This is a genomic window from Streptomyces sp. NPDC060209 (assembly GCF_042728155.1).
In the GTDB taxonomy this organism is placed as follows: domain Bacteria; phylum Actinomycetota; class Actinomycetes; order Streptomycetales; family Streptomycetaceae; genus Streptomyces.
In genome coordinates, this window is sequence record NZ_JBHWZS010000032.1 from 30,192 (window position 1) to 48,788 (window position 18,597).

General features: G+C 71.0%; 17 protein-coding genes and 1 riboswitch. Of the genes, 3 read left to right on the forward strand and 14 right to left on the reverse strand.

All coding sequences use genetic code 11. The annotated features are described in order from the left end of the window. Positions 1 to 406: 406 nt before the first annotated feature. The 3 genes from ACFWFI_RS09485 to ACFWFI_RS09495 all read right to left on the reverse strand — a co-directional run bounded on the left by ACFWFI_RS09485 (position 407) and on the right by ACFWFI_RS09495 (position 3,832). Positions 407 to 1,228 (reverse strand): APH(3'') family aminoglycoside O-phosphotransferase, encoded by an 822-nt coding sequence (locus ACFWFI_RS09485; protein WP_387387459.1) that lies wholly within the window; start codon positions 1,226 to 1,228, stop codon positions 407 to 409. A 415-nt stretch (positions 1,229 to 1,643) separates the two neighbouring features. Further along, positions 1,644 to 2,228, reverse strand: a complete 585-nt coding sequence (locus tag ACFWFI_RS09490; protein WP_387387461.1) for a TerD family protein — start codon at positions 2,226 to 2,228, stop codon at positions 1,644 to 1,646. 242 nt (positions 2,229 to 2,470) lie between these two features. Next, positions 2,471 to 3,832 carry a peptidase C39 family protein gene (locus tag ACFWFI_RS09495; protein ID WP_387387462.1) on the reverse strand — a complete coding sequence of 454 codons (1,362 nt, stop codon included), beginning with the start codon at positions 3,830 to 3,832 and terminating at the stop codon, positions 2,471 to 2,473. A gap of 186 nt (positions 3,833 to 4,018) precedes the next feature. Here ACFWFI_RS09495 and ACFWFI_RS09500 point away from each other — a divergent pair, with 186 nt between their 5' ends. Both ACFWFI_RS09500 and ACFWFI_RS09505 read left to right on the forward strand, forming a co-directional pair. Continuing rightward, entirely contained in the window at positions 4,019 to 4,633 is a 615-nt protein-coding gene (locus ACFWFI_RS09500) for a uridine kinase family protein (RefSeq protein ID WP_387387464.1), read from the forward strand. A gap of 367 nt (positions 4,634 to 5,000) precedes the next feature. Next, entirely contained in the window at positions 5,001 to 6,908 is a 1,908-nt protein-coding gene (locus ACFWFI_RS09505; protein ID WP_387387465.1) for an AAA family ATPase, read from the forward strand. 61 nt (positions 6,909 to 6,969) lie between these two features. Here the strand turns inward: ACFWFI_RS09505 and ACFWFI_RS09510 are convergent, their stop codons facing one another. The 11 genes from ACFWFI_RS09510 to ACFWFI_RS09560 all read right to left on the reverse strand — a co-directional run bounded on the left by ACFWFI_RS09510 (position 6,970) and on the right by ACFWFI_RS09560 (position 17,140). After that, positions 6,970 to 8,052 (reverse strand): hemolysin family protein, encoded by a 1,083-nt coding sequence (locus tag ACFWFI_RS09510; protein ID WP_387387466.1) that lies wholly within the window; start codon positions 8,050 to 8,052, stop codon positions 6,970 to 6,972. Next, positions 8,049 to 9,443, reverse strand: a complete 1,395-nt coding sequence (locus ACFWFI_RS09515; RefSeq protein WP_387387468.1) for a hemolysin family protein — start codon at positions 9,441 to 9,443, stop codon at positions 8,049 to 8,051. Before ACFWFI_RS09515 ends, ACFWFI_RS09510 begins: the two co-directional genes overlap by 4 nt. A 188-nt stretch (positions 9,444 to 9,631) precedes the next feature. Beyond that, on the reverse strand, positions 9,632 to 10,111 hold the full coding sequence (locus ACFWFI_RS09520; protein ID WP_387387469.1) for a PH domain-containing protein: 480 nt from the start codon (positions 10,109 to 10,111) through the stop codon (positions 9,632 to 9,634). 39 nt (positions 10,112 to 10,150) lie between these two features. Further along, positions 10,151 to 10,999 (reverse strand): ATP phosphoribosyltransferase, encoded by an 849-nt coding sequence (gene hisG, locus ACFWFI_RS09525; RefSeq protein WP_387387471.1) that lies wholly within the window; start codon positions 10,997 to 10,999, stop codon positions 10,151 to 10,153. A 52-nt stretch (positions 11,000 to 11,051) separates the two neighbouring features. Next, on the reverse strand, positions 11,052 to 11,324 hold the full coding sequence (locus ACFWFI_RS09530) for a phosphoribosyl-ATP diphosphatase (RefSeq protein WP_031097852.1): 273 nt from the start codon (positions 11,322 to 11,324) through the stop codon (positions 11,052 to 11,054). Between the two features lie 35 nt (positions 11,325 to 11,359). Then, positions 11,360 to 11,845: a 6,7-dimethyl-8-ribityllumazine synthase gene (gene ribH / locus ACFWFI_RS09535; protein ID WP_073751806.1), complete on the reverse strand. Its 486-nt coding sequence runs from the start codon at positions 11,843 to 11,845 to the stop codon at positions 11,360 to 11,362. A 52-nt stretch (positions 11,846 to 11,897) separates the two neighbouring features. Further along, on the reverse strand, positions 11,898 to 13,184 hold the full coding sequence (locus tag ACFWFI_RS09540; protein ID WP_387387473.1) for a bifunctional 3,4-dihydroxy-2-butanone-4-phosphate synthase/GTP cyclohydrolase II: 1,287 nt from the start codon (positions 13,182 to 13,184) through the stop codon (positions 11,898 to 11,900). Further along, a complete protein-coding gene (locus tag ACFWFI_RS09545; protein WP_387387475.1) occupies positions 13,181 to 13,825 on the reverse strand; it encodes a nicotinamide mononucleotide transporter family protein in 645 nt (214 codons plus the stop codon). Before ACFWFI_RS09545 ends, ACFWFI_RS09540 begins: the two co-directional genes overlap by 4 nt. After that, on the reverse strand, positions 13,822 to 14,442 hold the full coding sequence (locus ACFWFI_RS09550; protein ID WP_387387476.1) for a riboflavin synthase: 621 nt from the start codon (positions 14,440 to 14,442) through the stop codon (positions 13,822 to 13,824). The genes ACFWFI_RS09545 and ACFWFI_RS09550 overlap by 4 nt, the downstream gene beginning before the upstream one ends. Next, complete coding sequence (ribD, locus tag ACFWFI_RS09555) at positions 14,443 to 15,543, reverse strand: bifunctional diaminohydroxyphosphoribosylaminopyrimidine deaminase/5-amino-6-(5-phosphoribosylamino)uracil reductase RibD (RefSeq protein ID WP_387387477.1); 1,101 nt, start codon at positions 15,541 to 15,543, stop codon at positions 14,443 to 14,445. A 167-nt stretch (positions 15,544 to 15,710) separates the two neighbouring features. After that, positions 15,711 to 15,841, reverse strand: a riboswitch (FMN riboswitch). A 99-nt stretch (positions 15,842 to 15,940) separates the two neighbouring features. Next, positions 15,941 to 17,140: an ROK family transcriptional regulator gene (locus ACFWFI_RS09560; protein WP_387387479.1), complete on the reverse strand. Its 1,200-nt coding sequence runs from the start codon at positions 17,138 to 17,140 to the stop codon at positions 15,941 to 15,943. Positions 17,141 to 17,281: 141 nt separating this feature from the next. Between ACFWFI_RS09560 and ACFWFI_RS09565 the strand changes: the two genes are divergently transcribed. Beyond that, positions 17,282 to 18,511, forward strand: a complete 1,230-nt coding sequence (locus tag ACFWFI_RS09565) for an MFS transporter (protein ID WP_387387481.1) — start codon at positions 17,282 to 17,284, stop codon at positions 18,509 to 18,511. Positions 18,512 to 18,597: the final 86 nt, after the last annotated feature.

Here is an 18,597-nt window from a genome sequence, read left to right on the forward strand (position 1 = left end):
GGGCCGGGGGTGTCGTTCCGGCCGGTGCTGTGGATGTGGCACGAGCAACGCCATCAGGCGCCGCCACAGCAGTGGTCACACCCGGCAGGGCAAATGTCGCAGCCAAGCAGGACGCGCCGACAATACGTGGGATTTGTCGCCGGGAGGTTTTGGCCATGATGGCTCCAGATGCTCTCGGGACGTGCTGTTCTGCCCTGGGAGTGCTTATGTCGGCCCGAGATCACCGGAAATACACAGTTCGACGGGCGCATGGGAGTCATAACAACTTTTGGCCCCCTCCCCACATCCCGCAACTCGGGCGCGACACACCCTGTAAAGAGCCGATCGCCAGGAATTGTTCAATCTGAACCTTCCGAGTTCGGCCGCCGGCCGGCAGCCGTAGCAGACCCCGCCCGTTCCGCGCCGATCAGCCCCAGGTGAGCGGGTCGAGGTGGAGGTAGAAGCGCAGGCGGTCGTGGTCCAGGGCGATGCCGTACCTCTCGGCGAACGCCATGTCCGCGGCGCGTGCCTGCTCCTCGTCCACCCATGTCTCTCGCGCGTCGGCGAACAGCAGCGCCAGATCGGCGTAGCGGTCGGCCGGCCCGAGCCGGCCCAGATCGATGAAGCCCGACACGTTCAGGGTCTGGGGATCGAGGATGATGTTGGGCAGGCACAGATCCCCGTGGCAGACGACCGTGTCGGCGACCTCCTGATCTCGTCGCCGAGGGACCTGCCGGGTGAGGCGGGTCAGCAGCTGCGTGGGGGGCGTGTGCTGCTGCTCCACGGGAAGGAACTCCGGGTTCACGGCGCCACGGGCCACGACATCGCGTGCCACGGCGACCATGGCGTCCAGCCCCCGGCGGAACGGGCACCGAGACACAGGCACCTCGTGCAGCCGACGGACCGCATCCGCGATGCGCTCCCAGGAGACCCGCAGCTCTTCGGCGGGCACCTGATCAGCGGGTACGCCGGGGACGGCACTGGTCACCAAGCAGGCGCCCGCGTCACCCGAGGACCAGTCGAGGACCCGGGGGCCCGGTACGCCCCGACCGCTCAGCCATGCGATCCGGTCGCGCTCGGCCAGCAGGTCGGCTGCGTCCCTGGCAGGCACGCACTTGGCATACCGGGTGGCGTCGGCACCGCGAAAGACGCGGGCTCCCGACTCGCCCGCGGTGACGGGCAGCCAGTCGCCGCCCCCCGTGCCGAGCAGCGCCGGGGATACGGACCGAGGTCCGGAGTGACGGCTCATCGCGCGGGCCTAGCCCGCCCCGCGTTCGCAGTTGCGGGATCCCCGCCCTGCCACGAACCGGCGTGCGGCAGGGCACGATCCGTGGCCGCCCACCACCACGACGACCCTGTGATCACTCGATCCGCCCCGGGCATCCGGCCGGCGGCCGCACCTCACTCGGATGCCGGTCCACAGCGACGCCGGTAGATGGCATGCCGAAATCTTAGGTCGCTGCCTGACAGCACTCAACCGCGATCGACATCTTCGAACCGAGCTGTACAAGCCTGGTGTCAGTGCGCCGGCCCGACCTCTTCCGGGGCGGGACGGTCGCATGAAGTGCCGTTCGAGAGGCTTCAGTTCACGGCAAAACACACCCGCCCATGCCCCGTCGCGAGAACGACGCGCCCCCGGCCGAGGGCCCTGGCGGGCGAGAGGCCTACTTACTGATCGCGAAGCGCATCAGGGCGTGCTCGTCACCCTGCTTGACCTTCCCCGTCACGTTGATCACTTCGAGTTTCCAGGCGCCGCCGACCCGAACGGCCTTCGCCACGGCGCAGCCGTTGTCCTGGGTCAGCAGGCTGGGCCAGATGTCGGCTACCTGCTGGGTGGTGCCGCCGGTCGCGTCGTAGACCTTGAAGCTGATGTTGCGGGCTTTCTGGAAGGAACTGCCCTTCTTGAAGGCGGCGGCGACGAACACGATCGATGTGATGTTGGCGGGGATGCGTGCGAACTCGACCGTGACGGTTTCGTCGTCGCCGTCGCCGCGCCCGGTCTGGTTGTCGCCGCTGTGCACGAGGGAGCCGTTGCCCATGGGGTCCAGCGAGTCCAGGCCCGCCATACGCACCGGGTCCGCGCCCTGCATGGCAATGGCTATCAGGTCGAGGTCGGTGCCGGTCTTGCGACGGAGCACACCCATGACCCCTCCGCTGCTACCGGCCGTAGGGTCCCAGGACACGCCGATGGACAGGTGGGTGACTCCGTCCAGGTCTGCCGGTCCGTCTTCCTTGCTGAGCGTGATCATGCGTGCGTCATCCTCTGCTGAGCGAACTACAACACGCCGAGTGTGCCTGGCGCCCCACCGGTTCCAGGCGCCGGGGCCCCGAATCCTCACGCCGTCCTTTTGCCGGCTGTCCGACCGTGAAGTCTCCCGATGGCCGGGACATCGCTCGGTCAAGGTCACGGTGGACCCCTACGGCCACCTCTCCCACGACGGCCGGGCACGCTGCCGTCAGGTCGTCGAGGCGGCCGCAGGGCCTCACACGGTCAGGTCAGGCCGAGCGACCGAAGTACGCGGCGCTGACGTGATGTCGGCACGACCGGCCAGTAGACGTAGCAGACCCCGCCCGTGCCGCTCCTGACCGCTCCGTTCGCGTCGTAGCGCTTCGTGCGGAGCCAGATGTTCTCCCACTCACGCCGCTGGTAGACGCGGCGCACCGCGTCGTTGGACGACGACGCCGGGTCGTTGGCGATCACATCGCCGTCGGCCGTGAAGCCGACGACCGTCATCAGGTGACCTGACGTCCCGTAACCCGCGCCCGTCAGCTCGCCCTTGAGGAACGACTGTGACGTTATGACCGGGATGCCGGCGGCGATCAGCTGCTCCAGATCGGTCAGTGATCCGAGCCGGGTGACCGCTGCGTTCATGTCCCTGTACGTCGCGGCGTAGGCGGCGTTGAAGGGCCAGTTGCCGCAGCCGTCGTACTGGTAGTCGAAGGTGTAGCGGGCCGCGTGGCAGACCTGCGGGTCGGCCAGACCCGGCTTGACCCAGGCCAGGTCCTCGGGGGTGGGCGTGCGGCCCCAGTACTCGATGATCATCTGCGAGGAGGTGGGGCTGCACCAGGCCTCGCCCCCGTTGTCGTATTCCGGGTACTCCCCCACATGGACGTTCTGCGAGTAGCGGGGCACCGCCAGTTCCCGGGCGGCGCCGGGTGCGGTGGCGGGGACGGTGAAGCGGTCGGGGACGTCCGAGGCCATGGCTCCGACCCGGTGCACCGTGGGCGTGAGGCGGGTGCCGGGGGTGCGGTGGAGGGTGAGCTTCAGGCGGTACGACACCAGGCGCAGCCCGCTCGCCGCGTCGTCCAGGGAGAAGGTGTCGGTCCAGACCGTGCTCCTGCCGTCGGTCTGGTCGTCCACGGAGGTGCGGCGGATGTCGGTGTCACGGGCGGCCCAGCGGCCCATCACGTACCAGGGCGTTTCCGTCCCGTCCGAGTAGCTGCCGCGCAGTTCGATCTGGATCCAGGTGCCCTGCGGGGTGTCGGCGTTCCAGGAGGCGATCACCTCGGTGGCGGGCACGGCCGAGCGGTGGACCGGGGAGGTCCAGGTCGCGTACTCCCAGGTGCTGGTCGTGCCGGTGTGCGGGTCGGTGTAGTCGGTGCTTCCGGCGGGGGTGGAGATCACCAGTCCGGGCCGGCGGCCGGCGACGGCGCGGGTCCCGGCCGAGGAGCCGCAGCGCCAGTCGGTGTACGTGGTCCAGAAACGGTTGTCCACGAGCGAGGCTGCCGCCGGGGATGAGGAGGTGAGGGAAGGGCCGGCACTCGCCGGGCCGGCGGAGGCCACGGCGCCGGCCCCGGCCGCTGCCGCGAGCGCGGCGGTGAGCACGGTCCTGCGTGAAGTCGGTCTGGTCATGGGCGAGACCCCCGGTCGTTGAGCGGATTGGGGCTGCGGGTGCCGATCGGTGCGCCAACTATTGCGGGTCGGGGCCGGATCCGGCCAGTGATTCGGCCCGTGCCGCAGCAGCAATATTGGTCTGGTCCACTGGCGTGACCTGCGCGGGGCCGGGGGCCTGCCCGCAGGGTCTCGTAGGGTGGAGCCATGAACGACCTGGCGGACCACGCGCGCCGGCTGCGCACTCTGCCCCCTTCCTGCGGACCGGTGCGGCTGATCGCGGTCGACGGCCACGCGGGGTCCGGCAAGAGCACGTTCGCCGACCGCCTGGCCACAGCACTCGGCGACGCCCCCGTGCTGCGCCTGGACGACCTGGCCACTCATGAGGAGCTCTTCTCCTGGACGGACAGGCTTCGCGCGCAGGTCCTGGATCCGCTCTCGCGGGGAGAGCCCGCGCGGTACGCCCCGTACGACTGGACGGCCCGTCGCTTCGGGCAGCCGAGGACGCTGGATCCCGCCCCCGTGACGCTGATCGAGGGGGTGGGCGCGGGCCGCGCGGCGGTGCGGCCGTTTCTCGCGGGGCTGCTGTGGATCGAGGGGGACAGCGCGACGTCCTGGGAGCGGGGCAGACTACGCGACGGCCCTGAGCTCTCTGAGTTCTGGGACGGCTGGACCGTCGCGGAGCAGCGGCATTTCACCGACGATCCCTCGCGCCCCTTCGCGGATGCGGTGATACGGAGGGTGCCCACGGGATACAGGTGGCTGGAAGGGCCCCGCCCGACAGCGGGGGCGAGTCGAATCGTCACGGACAGTGAAGACTGAGGGCCGCCATACCGGGCGGTAGGAAAAAGCTCCGGAGGCGCTCCAACTCGGCTTGACCGAGGGGCCGTACAGGTCTTACGTTCTCAATGTGCGGCTTTTCGGAGCCCCCGCAGACGCGAAGCCCCCGGTTGTTCCCCCGTGATCGGGGGCTTCGTTCTGCCCTCCCGGCCCCACCGGGCCGAGGCTTCCACTCACCCTCGGTCACCGCCCCCGAAGCGCCGGTAACGTACTTAACCGCTCACTCCCTGTGCAGGTACGATGCGTCTCGGTGTGGTCAATTCCCGTCCCCGGCGCGGTGATTAGGTGCGCCGCACTGGGCATGCTGTGCGGGCGGGACATTCTGGGGGCACGGTTTGTGGGGGACCTGATGGACATCGGCACGCCGGGCACGCAGGCCCCGGCCGACCTTGCCTGGCTGCGCGGGGTGGACGCCTACACCATGGGCGCGTACCCGCAGGCCGAGGAGGAGTTCAGAACCGCGGTGCGCCTCGATCCCGGCATGGCGGACGGCTGGCTGGGCCTGCACGCGCTGCGGATCGACACCACAACGGCACTGTTACGCATGCACCGCCATCGCGACCGCTTCGGCGAGCAGCGCGCCCGCCACCGCCGCACACTCAACTCGTGGTACTGGCTGGGCTGGTGGGTGCAGCCGGTGCTGGAGAGCCCGCGCGATCTGCTCCTCGCGCACGCCTCGCACTGGCTCGACGGCCGCCATGTATCCGAGCTGGACCGGGCGTTGGCCGGCCTGCCGCCCGTGGACACCGATGCCCAGGTGCGCTTCCTGCACGCCTGCCGCTCCTATCTGGTCAAGGACTGGGAGCAGCTCGTACGCACCACGGAGCAGCTCATCGATGATCCGCTGCTCGGCATCGAGGCGGGGCTCTTCGGTGGCATGGCCCGGGTGCGTCTGGAGATGTACGGGCAGGCGGAGCCTCTCCTGTCCGCCGCGCTGATGCGCTGCCGCAGTGAGCAGCCGCAGCGCAAGGAACTGCGCTACTGGCTGGCGCGGGCCCACGAGGGCACCGGCCGCAGTGCTGCGGCCCTGCCCCTGTACCGGGCCGTGCACCGCGTGGACCCGGCTTTCATGGACACCTCGGCCAGACTCGCGGCGATCTCCGAGGGAGACGGTTACGACGAGGCCGTCGATCTCGCCGCGGTCTCGCTGGCCGGCTTCGGTGCGGACGGCACGGGTGTGGAGGCCCGGACGGACGGGGACACAGCGCTCGACACCGATCTGGTGGACGGCAGGGAGCCCTGGCTCGGCGGTGACCCGCAGGTCCTGCCCGGGACGGTGGCACCACCGTCCGGCCCCGGCGGGGACGGGGCACGGGTGAAGCCGGGGGCTCCGCGGGCAGCCGTCTTCCCCGCGGGACCGAGTGATCCGGCGATGCTCGCGGAGGCCTTGGCGGAGCTCGAGCGCATGGTCGGACTCGAACCGGTGAAGCGGCAGGTCAAGGCCCTTTCCGCGCAGCTGAACATGGCACGTCTGCGTGCGGAGCAGGGGCTGCCCGTGCAACCGCCGAAGCGCCACTTCGTCTTCTCCGGCCCGTCCGGAACGGGCAAGACCACGGTCGCCCGGATCCTGGGCCGGGTGTTCTACGCACTCGGGCTCCTCGGCGGCGACCATCTGGTGGAGGCCCAACGGTCCGACCTGGTGGGCGAGTTCCTCGGGCAGACCGCCGTGAAGGCCAACGAGCTGATCGATTCGGCGCTCGGTGGGGTGCTGTTCGTGGACGAGGCGTACAGCCTCTCCAACTCCGGTTACAGCAAGGGCGACGCGTACGGCGACGAGGCCCTGCAGGTCCTCCTCAAGCGGGCGGAGGACAACAGGGACCACCTGGTCGTCATCCTCGCCGGCTATCCGGAGGGCATGGACCGGCTGCTCTCCACCAACCCGGGGCTGTCCTCACGCTTCACCACGCGGGTCGACTTCCCGAGCTACCGCCCCCTCGAACTCACCGCGATCGGCGGGGTGCTGGCCGGCGACAACGGCGACGTGTGGGACGAGGAGTCCCTCGACGAGCTGCGCAGCATCAGCGGGCACGTGGTCGACCAGGGCTGGATCGACGAGCTGGGCAACGGCCGTTTCCTGCGCACCCTGTACGAGAAGAGCTGCGCCTACCGTGATCTGCGGCTGTCCGGCTACGCCGCCGCGCCGACCCGGGACGATCTGGCCACCCTGCGGCTCCCGGACCTGATGCAGGCGTACGGCGAGGTGCTGTCCGGGCGAGGCCCCGTGAACCGGGGGAAGCAGGAGCCCGGGGCCCTGTGAAACAGCCGCCGGACGGCCCCAGAGGGACCGCCCGGCGGCGGAGGGAATCAGCCCGCGGGAGTCACCCCAGGGGAGCCATGGCCTTCGGCACGTCCACCGTGCGGCGGGGCACCGAGACGCGGTGGGCGGGGTCGCGGACCTCGCCCACGAGCATCTCCAGGACGTCCTCCATGGCGACCAGGCCGAGCACCTTGCCGGACGCGTCGGCGACCTGGGCGAGATGCGTGGCAGCGCGACGCATGACCGTCAGGGCGTCGTCCAGAGGGAGTTCGGCCCGAACGGTGGCCATCGGGCGCCAGATCTGCTGCGGGACGGCCCGCTCGCCGTCCTCCAGCTCCAGGACGTCCTTGACGTGCAGATAGCCCATGAACCCGCCGCCCTCCGCGCAGACGGGGAAACGTGAGTAGCCGGTCCGTACGGTCAGCTCCTCGATGCGGCGCGGAGTGACGGAGGGATCCACCGTCACCAGGGACGCCCGGTCCAGCAGCACATCGGTGACGGGCCTGCTGCCCAGCTCGAGGGCGTCCCCGAGGCGTTCCTGCGCCTCCGGTTCCAGCAGACCGGCCATGCCCGCGTCCTCCACCAGACGGTTGAGCTGCTCACTGGTGAAGACGGCCTCGACCTCGTCCTTCGGCTCGACCTTGAAGAGCCGCAGCACGAGCCTGGCGCAGGCCCCGAGCGCTGCGGTGACGGGCCGGCAGAGGCGGGCGAAGCCGACCAGGCCGGGGCTGAGCCACATCGCGGTCTTCTCGGGGGCGGCCATCGCCAGGTTCTTCGGGACCATTTCGCCGATGACGAGATGGAGGAAGACCACGGAGACCAGGGCGACCGCGAAGCCGAGCGGGTGGACGAGCCCTTCGGGCACGTGCGCCGCGTGGAAGACCGGCTCCAGGAGATGGGCGACGGTCGGCTCGGCGACGGCGCCGAGCGTGAGGGAGCAGATGGTGATGCCGAACTGTGCGGCGGCCATCATCTGCGGCAGGTTCTCCAGGCCGTACAGGACCTGTCTGGCCCGGCTCGACCCGCTTGCCGCGAGGGGTTCGACCTGGCTGCGCCGTACGGAGACGAGCGCGAATTCGGCGCCGACGAAGAAGCCGTTCGCCAGCACGAGGAGACCGGCGAAAGCCAGCTGTACGAGGCTCATCGCACGGCCTCCAGCAGGTCCTGGGTGAGCCGCTCAGGCCGCTCGGGCCGCTTGGGCCGTTCCGCCGGGGTGGCCGGTATGTCGGTCAGACTGACGAAGCGGACCTGCTCGGCACGGTAGTGGCCGACCTGACGGACGGAGATCCGCCAGCCGGGCAGCTCGGCCCGGTCACCGGGTGCGGGGATGCGCCCCAGCAGATCGGCGACCAGCCCCGCAACGGTCTCGTACGGCCCTTCGGGTACGTCGAGGCCTATCCTCCGCAGGGTCAGCACCCGGGTACTGCCTTCGACGTCCCAGCCGGCCCGTCCGTCGTCGGCGACGACGGACGTCAGCTCGGGACGGTCGGCGCCCTCGGCGTCGTGCTCGTCCCTGACCTCGCCGACGAGCTCCTCGATGATGTCCTCGAGGGTGACGACACCGGCGGTGCCGCCGTACTCGTCGACCACGACGGCTATCGGCTGCTCGCTGCGCAACCGCTGGAGCAGCTGTTCGACGGGCAGGCTCTCCGGCACCAGGAGCGGAGCCACGGCGATCCGGCTCACCGGGGTGCGCAGCCGGTCCTGGGAGGGGACGGCCAGGGCGTTCTTGAGGTGGACCATGCCGACCACCTCGTCGATACGGTCCCGGTAGACCGGAAAGCGGGACAGGCCGGTGGCCCGGGTGAGGTTGAGGACGTCCGCCGCGGTCGCCGACGCCTGCAGCGCGCTGACCTTCACCCGCGGGGTCATGACGTGCTGGGCGGTGAGGCCGGCGAGGGACAGGGTCCGCACGAAGAGATCGGCGGTGTCCTGCTCCAGGGTGCCCGCCTCGGCGGAGTGCCGGGCCAGGGAGACGAGCTCACCCGGGGTCCTGGCGGAGGCGAGTTCCTCGGTGGGTTCGACGCCCAGCAGCCGGACCAGCCGGTTGGCGACGGCGTTCAGGGCGGTGATCACCGGTCGCAGGAGGGTGGAGAAGCGGTGCTGGGGCCCGGCGACGAACCGGGCGACCTGGAGCGGCCGGGAGACCGCCCAGTTCTTCGGTACGAGCTCGCCGATCACCATCTGGACGGCGGAGGCGAACAGCATGCCGATCACGACGCTCACCCCGGGAACGGCCCCTCGGGGCAGTCCGGTGGCGGTGAGCGGTCCGGCGAGCAGCTGGGCGAGTGCCGGTTCGGCGAGCATGCCGACGACCAGCGAGGTGATGGTGATGCCGAGCTGGGTGCCGGAGAGCTGGAAGGAGAGTTCACGCAGGGCGGCGACGACGGTACGGGCCCGGCGGTCGCCTTCGGCGGCGGCGCGTTCGGCGTCCGGCCGTTCCACCGTGACGAGCCCGAATTCGGCTGCCACGAAGAACCCGTTGGCGAGGATGAGAAGGAATGCCGCGATGAGCAGCAACAGGGGGGTGGTCATGCCGCCGCCTCCGGAGAGAGGGCGGCGCAGGTACTACCGGACGATCCGTCCATTGCTGGAGGGAGTCACTCCTTGGGTCGCAGGAATGTGCCCCGCGGGCCTCGGAGGCCTTCTGGTGCGGGGCGGGACGCACCCGGTGCGCCACCGGTCCCAGAATAATCGGGATCGGGCCGTACGGGGCAGGGGGCTCAGCCGTTCTCCGTGGCGTTGTTCACTCCGCTGCCGTGGAATTCGACGAGAGCGCGGAGAGCGCGGGCGTCACTGATGGCCCGCGCCCTGGCGATTCCGGGCTGGATGCCGAGCGCGGGCATGCTGGTGCCGTCGCTGAGGTCGAGGAAGACCCACGGGTCGCCGGCGCGCAGATTGACGCGGAGGATCTCGGCCCAGGCCAGTCGGCGGGTACGGGTGATGTTGACGACCGTCACCCCTGCGTCGTCGGCCGTGATGCGGGGCCGGCTGAGCAGGGCGAGGACGCCGAAGAAGAGCAGGGCGACGAAGACGAAGCTGGTCCGCTCCCCCGGGCTGAGGTTCTCCAGTATCAGCGCGACCGCGGTGATGACGACGAACATCGCCGCCCCCACGGCCAGCAGGACCACCCGGGTGAGGGTGGGCCTGAAGGTGGCCGGAAGGGCGGGGAGTTCGGGCGGCCGGGGTGCGGGGGCGGACATGGCGGCTCTGTCGTCCTTAGGTGTGCTGTGGTCCGGCCGTCAGAGGCGGCAGGCGTGGATGGCCGTCGTGAGGATGGCGCGCGCGCCCAGCTCGTACAGGTCGTCCATGATCCGCTGGGCCTCCTTGGCCGCGACCATGGAGCGGACGGCGACCCAGCCCTCGTGGTGCAGCGGAGAGATGGTCGGCGACTCCAGCCCCGGGGTGAGGGCGACGGCGCGCTCCAGGTGCTCGACGCGGCAGTCGTAGTCCATCATCACGTAGCTGCGGGCCACCAGGACGCCCTGCAGACGGCGCAGGAACTGCTGCACCTTGGGGTCCTCGGCGTCGGCGCCCTTGCGGCGGATCACGACGGCTTCCGAGGACATGATCGGCTCACCGATGACCTCGAGGCCCGCGTTGCGCAGGCTGGTGCCGGTCTCGACGACATCGGCGATGATCTGCGCGACCCCGAGCTCGATGGCCGTCTCGACGGCGCCGTCGAGGTGGACGACGGAGGCCTTGACGCCCTCTTCGGCGAGGTGCTTCGCCACGATGCCCTCGTAGGACGTGGCGATCGTCATGCCGTCGAAGTCCTTGGGGCCGGTGGCCGTGCCGGGCTTGGTGGCATAACGGAAGGTGGAGCGCGCGAAGCCGAGCTGGAGGATCTCCTCGGCCTCGGCCCCGGAGTCCAGCAGCAGGTCACGGCCGGTGATGCCGATGTCCAGGCGGCCGGAGCTGACGTAGATCGCGATGTCGCGCGGCCTCAGGTAGAAGAACTCGACCTCGTTCGTGGGGTCGACGAGGACCAGTTCCTTCGACTCCTTGCGCTGCCGGTAGCCCGCCTCATGGAGCATCGCCATCGCAGGCCCGGAGATTGCACCCTTGTTGGGGACGGCGATGCGCAGCATGAGGTCAGGTTTCCTTTGTGCGGAGGGAGTTCCGGGACGTGCGGGGGTGTGCTCAGAGGTGGGCGTAGACGTCGTCGAGGGAGATCCCGCGGGCGACCATCATCACCTGGACGTGGTAGAGCAGCTGCGAGATCTCCTCGGCGGCGGCTTCCTTGCCCTCGTATTCGGCGGCCATCCAGACCTCCGCGGCCTCCTCGACGACCTTCTTGCCGATGGCATGCACACCCTTGTCCACCAGCTCGGCGGTGCGGGAGGTGGAGGGGTCGCCGTCGGCGGCCTTGAGCTGCAGCTCGGCGAAGAGTTCTTCGAAGGTTTTGTTGGCCATGATGGTCCTTAGAATACGGGGTCCCGGAGCGCTGCTCAGCGCCAGGGTTCGCTGACGGTGCGCAGTGTGGCGGCGGTGGCTACGGCGGCGGTGACCGCTTCGTGCCCCTTGTCCTCGTTGGAGCCCTCGAGTCCGGCCCGGTCCAGTGCCTGCTCCTCGTTGTCACAGGTGAGCACCCCGAAGCCGACGGGGACTCCGGTGTCGACCGTGACCTGGGTGAGGCCGTTGGTGACGCCCTGGGACACGTATTCGAAGTGCGGGGTGCCCCCGCGGATGATCACTCCGAGCGCGACGATCGCGTCGTAGCCGCGGCCGGCGAGCACCTTGGCCACGACCGGGAGCTCGAAGCTGCCGGGGACCCGGAGCAGCGTCGGCTCGTCGATCCCGAGGTCGTGCAGGGCGCGCAGGGCCCCGTCGACGAGTCCGTCCATGACCTTCTCGTGCCACTGGGCCGCGATCACCGCCACCCGCAGGTCTCCGCAGTTGCGTACGGACAGTTCGGGTGCGCCCTTGCCGCTCATGTCTCTCCTGTGTGTTCGTCGGTGCTTACTTGTTGCCGCGGGCCGGCGCGGCTTACTGGTTGCCGCAGGCCGACGCGGCGGCGTCGAGCCAGGGCAGGTCGTGCCCCATCCGGTCCCGCTTGGTGCGCAGGTACCGCAGGTTGTGCTCACCGGCCTGGACGGGCATGGGCTCACGCCCGGTGATCTCGAGCCCGTACCGCACGAGCGCGGCGGTCTTGTCCGGGTTGTTGGTCATCAGACGCAGGGTGCGCACGCCGAGGTCGCTCAGGATCTGGGCGCCCGCCGCGTAGTCCCGGGCGTCGGCCGGCAGCCCCAGTTCCAGATTGGCGTCGAGGGTGTCGGAGCCGCGCTCCTGGAGTTCGTACGCGCGCAGCTTGGACAGCAGTCCGATGCCCCGGCCCTCGTGGCCGCGCAGGTAGACGACGACCCCGCGGCCCTCGGCCGTGATGCGCTCCATGGAGGTGTGCAGCTGGGGCCCGCAGTCGCAGCGCTGGGACTGGAAGATGTCACCGGTCAGGCATTCGGAATGGACCCGGACGAGGACGTCCTGGCCGTCACCGATGTCACCGTGGACGAGTGCGACGTGCTCGACGCCGTCGGCGACGGAGCGGTAGCCGTACGCGGTGAACGGGCCGAAGCTGGTGGGCAGCCGGACCTCGGCCTCGCGGCGCACGGTGGGCTCGGCGCTGCGGCGGTAGGCGATCAGGTCCTCGATGGAGATGATCGTGAGGCCGTGCTTGCGGGCGAACGGGACGAGCTCGGGCAGCCGCAGCATCACGCCGTCCTCACCCGCGATCTCCACGATGGCTCCGGCGGGACGCAGCCCGGCGAGCCTGGCCAGGTCGACGGCGGCCTCGGTGTGGCCGTTGCGGACGAGGACGCCGCCGGAGCGGGCGCGGAGCGGGAAGATGTGGCCGGGGCGCACGAAGTCGCCGGGGCCCGCCTTGCCGCCTGCCAGCATCCTGAGCGTGGTGGCGCGGTCGGCCGCGGAGATCCCGGTGGTCACCCCGTGCTCGGCGGAGGCGTCGACGGAGACGGTGAAGGCGGTCTTCATCGACTCGGTGTTGTGCGTGACCATCTGCGGGAGTTCGAGGCGTTCCAGCTCGTCGTCCTCCATGGGCGCGCAGATCAGACCGCGGCACTCGCTCATCATGAAGGCGATGATCTCGGGGGTCGCCTTCTCGGCGGCGATGACGAGGTCGCCCTCGTTCTCCCGGTCCTCGTCGTCGACGACCACGACGGGCCGTCCGGCGGCGATGTCGCGGATCGCCTGTTCGACGGGGTCGAGCGAGAGGTCCTCGATGGTGCGGTCGTGCAACCAGGTGGGCTGGGCAGTCATGCCGTGGCTCCTTCCAGAGCTGGTGTCCGCGTACGCAGCCACCAGTCGCGCATGCCCCACAGGACGAGGGCGCCGTAGACGACGTAGATGAGACCGGAGAAGGCGAGTCCGCTGTGGAAGTTGAGCGGTACGCCGACGAGGTCGACGAGCAGCCAGGCGAACCAGAACTCGACCATGCCGCGCGCCTGGGCGATCATCGCCACGAGGGTGCCGGCGAAGATGTAGGCGTCCGCCCACGGGCTCCAGGAGAGCGACGGGAAGGCCGTGAACAGCCCGCCGACCGCGAGCGTGCCCAGCGCGGCGCCGCCGACCAGGTAGCCGCGCTCGCGCCAGGTGGCGAAGCGCACGGCGATGGACCCGTCCTGCGCCTGCTGCCTGCCGCGGGTCCACTGCTGCCAGCCCCAGACGGCGACGGCGATGACGATCAGCTGCTTGCCGACGCTGCCCGCCTGCTGCACGGAGACGTTGGCGGCGACCAGGACGACGCCGGACAGGAGCTGGGCGGGCCAGGTCCAGACCGAACGGAGCCAGCCGAGGGCCAGGGCGATCAGACCGATCGTGTTGCCGATCATGTCCGACCAGATGATGTGCTGCCCGAAGGCGCTGAACGCCTCCGAGTTCAGCCAGTCCAGGGCGTTCATGCGACCGGCTCCCCGGATGCCGGCGCGGCGCCGTGGCCGAGCAGGCGTTCGACGTACTTCGCGAGGACGTCCACCTCGAGGTTGACCGGGTCGCCGGGCTCCTTGATGCCGAGCGTGGTCAGCGCGAGGGTGGTGGGGATGAGGCTGATGGTGAAGTAGTCGGGGCCCGCGTCGACGACGGTCAGGCTCACGCCGTCGACGGTGATCGAGCCCTTCTCCACCACGTAGCGGGTCAGACCGGCGGGCAGGGAGATCTTGACGATCTCCCAGTTCTCGGAGATCTTGCGCTCGACGATGCGGCCCGTGCCGTCCACGTGTCCCTGGACGATGTGGCCGCCGAGGCGGCCGCCGAGGGCCATGGGGCGCTCCAGGTTGACCCGGGAGCCGGCCGTCAGCGCGCCGAGGCTGGACCGGTCCAGCGTCTCGGCCATGACGTCGGCGGTGAACTCGTTCTCCCCGAGGTCCACGACGGTGAGGCAGACGCCGTTGACGGCGATGGAGTCGCCGTGTTTGGCGCCCTCGGTCACGACGGGGCCGCGAAGTCGGAAGCGGGAGGCGTCGTCGAGCTTCTCGACGGCTGTGACCTCACCCAGTTCTTCGACAATTCCGGTGAACACTCAGTTTCCCTTCCGAGCAGGAACGGGGACGGCGGTGATGCGCAGATCGGGGCCGATACGGACGGTCTCGGTCACGTCGAGGCGCAACGCCTGGGAGATGGTGGAGATTCCGGCGTCGGCGAGGGCCGCCGGGCCCGCGCCGAGGAGGACCGGGGCGAGATAGCCGACGACGGTGTCGACCGCTCCCGCGGCGACGAAGGAGCCGGCCAGGACCGGCCCGCCTTCGAGGAGTACGGAACGGATGCCCCGGCCGTGGAGGGCGGCGAGCAGCGCGTCGATGTCCAGGCCGGGCCCGTCGGCGGCGCGCGGCAGGCGCAGCACGGCCTCCGCGGGAAGGTGGCCCGCCTCGGCGTCGTCGGCGACCGCGATCAGGGTGGGCGCGGACCCGTCGAGGACCCGGGCTCCGGGCCGGACGGCGGTGGCACCGGTGTCGACGACCACCCGGAGCGGCTGGGTGGCGCCCTCGACGCCGCGTACGCCCAGCTGGGGGTCGTCGGTGCGTGCGGTACCGGAGCCGACCACCACGGCGTCGGCCTCGGCGCGCAGACGGTGGACGTCGGCGCGGGCCTCGGGGGAGGTGATCCAGCGGCTGGTGGCGTCGGCTGCGGCGATCCGGCCGTCGAGGGTCGCCGCGTACTTCCAGAGGACGTACGGGCGGCCGAGGCGGACCGAGGTGAGCCACGCGGTGTTGCCGGCCTCCGCCTCGTCGTGGAGGAGGCCCGCCTCCACCTCGACGCCGGCGGCACGCAGGGTGTCCGCACCGCCGGTGGCCTGCGGGTTCGGGTCGCCCACCGCGTACACGACACGGCGGACACCGGCCTCGGTGAGTGCCTGGGCGCAGGGGCCGGTGCGTCCGGTGTGGTTACAGGGTTCGAGGGTGACGAGGGCGGTGCCGCCACGGGCCCGCTCGCCGGCCTCGCGCAGGGCGTGGATCTCGGCGTGCGGCCCTCCGGCGCGCTGGTGGAAGCCTTCGCCGGCCTGTTCCCCGGAGGCGTCGAGAATGACGCATCCGACGACCGGATTCGGGCTGGTGGCGCCGAGTCCGCGGGCTGCGAGCGTGATCGCCCGCCGCATGGCGGTTCTTTCGGCTGCGGTGGCCACCGGGTCCTCCTGCCTCTTCGGGCACGGACTCCGGGGCCTGTCGATGACGACAGATGAAGCGGAACGCAACAGGAGAACGCCGAAAACCGAATCCGTCGACACGGATGTGGGCGTCCCGGGACTTCCCGGAACACATCCGCCGACAGCGGCGTACCTGTGACGGCCCGCCGCGCACTGCCTCCCATCCGGACTTTCACCGTCGGTCCAGGAATCTCACCTGGTCAACCGGCCGCTGGATGCGGACGGGTCGCGGACTATAACCGCCGGTTCGGAATTACACCGACCCCGGAGTGCGCTGCTGCTGGTACAGAACTCATTCTGCCACGGTGTGGCTTGGTCCATACGGGTGCCCTCTGTGGAACAGATCACAGAGCGCCGCCGGCCGCTCTCCGGAGCGTCACCGCGCAGGGGCGAAGAGGACGTCCTGGGCGGCCTCCCGGGCGGCGAACAACGCGCCGCGCAGGACCGCGCCGCCGCCCAGCGTCCCGGCTCTGACCTCCGTACGGAGCGGTGACATCCGTGCCAGTCGCTCCTCCACCCGTGCGGCGAGCGCGTCGCCGCCGGCGCGGCCGACCTCGCCCGCCAGGACGAGGCAGCCGGGGTCGAGCACGGAGACGACCGCGGCGGCTCCGATCGCGAGGCGGTCGGCGAGCGCCCCGAGGAAGGCGTCACCGTCCGCGTCGTCGGCACGCAGCGCGGCCCGTACGGCGAACGCGGCGGCGGGGTCCTGCTCGTGCGCCCCGTCCGCGGAGGGGCCCCACGCCCTGATGCCGTGGTGCGCCGCAAGCTCGCAGACGGCGGCCGAGCCGACCAGGGAGTGGAATCCTCCGTCGCAGTTGACCGCCGAGGGGACCCCGGCGGTGCCCGGCACCGGCAGGAAACCGATCTCTCCCGCCCCGCCCGACGCGCCGCGGCGCAGCTTGCCGTCGAGCATGACGGCGGCGCCGATGCCGTGGCCGAGCCAGAGCAGCACGAAGGTGTCGCGGTCCCGGGCGGCTCCGATGCGGTGTTCCGCGACGGCGGCGAGGTTGGTCTCGTTCTCGACGAGGACGGTTGCGGACAGCCGCTGCTGGAGCTCCCTGACCAGGCCCCCGTGCCAGGCGGGGAGCCCGGCGGTGTTCCTGAGCTCGCCGGTGACGGGGTCGATCAGGCCCGGGGCGCCGATGCCGACGCTGTGCAGCGGGGCCGTGCCCGCGGTGCGGGCGGTGCGCTCCAGCATCGCGACGGCCCGCTCGACGGCGGGCCGTGTGCCGGTGTCGCTGCCGATCGGCAGCGTCCCCTCGGCGAGCGTGACGCCGAGCAGGTCCGCGACGACCACGGCGACGCTGTCCGTACGTACGTCGAGGGCGGCCAGGTGCGCCCGGTCGGCGACGATCCCGTACAGCCGGGCATTGGGTCCACGGCGGTCCGAGCCGCTCTCCCCGACGACCCGGACCAGGCCGGCGTCCTGCAGGCGGTCCACCAGATCGGCGACCGTGGGGCGGGACAGGCCGGTCAGGGTCTTCAGCTGAGTGGCCGTCAGCGGGCCGTCCTGCTGGAGGAGTCGCAGGGCGAGCCGGTCGTTGATGGCCCGGGCGGTGCTCGGGGATGCGGGCATGCCGGGATCCTTCCAGATCACTGACGGTCCGCCGCCATGGGGTTATTTATCAGGCAGGGTTCCTGATAGTTTACGGCCCGCACCGCACGACAGGCGCCGGGGGTACCGGCCTGCCGCAATTCCCAGGGGAGGGCACGGCGTATGACAAAGGATCCAGTGGTCCCGGTCTTCGGCACGGAGCAGGTCAGACGGGCCAGGTACGCGGTCGCCGCGGTCTTCGCCGTGCACGGGGCGGTGACCGGCAGCTTCGCGACCCGGGTCCCGTGGATCCAGGACCACGCCTCGGTGAGCGCGGGCCAGCTCGGTCTCGCACTCGCCTTCCCCGCCATCGGAGCCTCGCTGGCCATGCCGCTGGCCGGCAGCGTCAGTCACCGGTTCGGGGCCCGGACGGCCCTGCGGGGGCTGCTGGCGCTCTGGACGCTGGCGCTGATCCTGCCGGCCCTGGCCCCGAATCTGCTCACGCTCTGCCTGGCACTGTTCGTGTACGGGGCGACCGCGGGAATGTCGGACGTGGCGATGAACGCCCTCGGCGTCGAGGTGGAGAACCGGCTCGACAGGTCGATCATGTCCGGGCTGCACGGCATGTGGAGCGTGGGCGCCCTGATCGGCTCGGCGGCGGGCACGGTCGCGGCACACATCGGGGCCGATGCCCGGCTGCACCACACCCTGGCCGCCCTGGTGCTGACGGCGCTCGGCCTGGCCGCCTGCCAGGGCGTCCTGGACCTGCGCAGCGAGCCCGACGAGGAGCCGCCGCCGCGCTTCACCCTGCCGCCGAAGTCGGCGCTGGTCATCGGAGCGGTGGGATTCTGCGCGGTGTTCGCCGAGGGGGCCAGCATGGACTGGTCGGCGGTCTACCTCCGGGACGTCATGGACAGCTCGGCCGGGCTCGCCGCGGCGTCGACCACGGCGTTCGCCCTCATGATGGCCATCGCCCGGATCGCCGGCGACAAGGTCGTCGACCGGTTCGGGGCGGTGCGGACCGTACGGGTCGGAGGCGTCCTGGCCACGGCCGGCGGACTGCTCGTGATCCTGTCCTCCGGGCCGGTCCTGGCGCTGTGCGGCTTCGGGCTGCTGGGCCTCGGCGTGGCGGTCGTCGTGCCGCTGGCGTTCGCCGCGGCCGGACGCAGCGGCACGAACCCGAGCCGGGCCATCGCGGGTGTCGCCACCATCACCTACACCTCCGGACTCATCGCCCCGTCCGCGATCGGTTCGCTGGCGGAGGCGACCTCACTGCTCGTGTCGTTCGGCCTGGTGACGGTGCTGGCGTTCGGGCTGGTCCTGGGTGCGGGGGTGCTGCGGGCGGGCGATCGCAAGGTGGCCGAGGGCGGCATTCCGCAGCCGGCGCCGACCAGGAGCACGGCGGACGGCTGACGGCCGGGGAGCAGCGGGTCAGGGCCTCGACGAGCAGCGCGGCGCGGCCCGCGTTGGCGGCGGCGTCGACGTGCGGGACGGTCCGG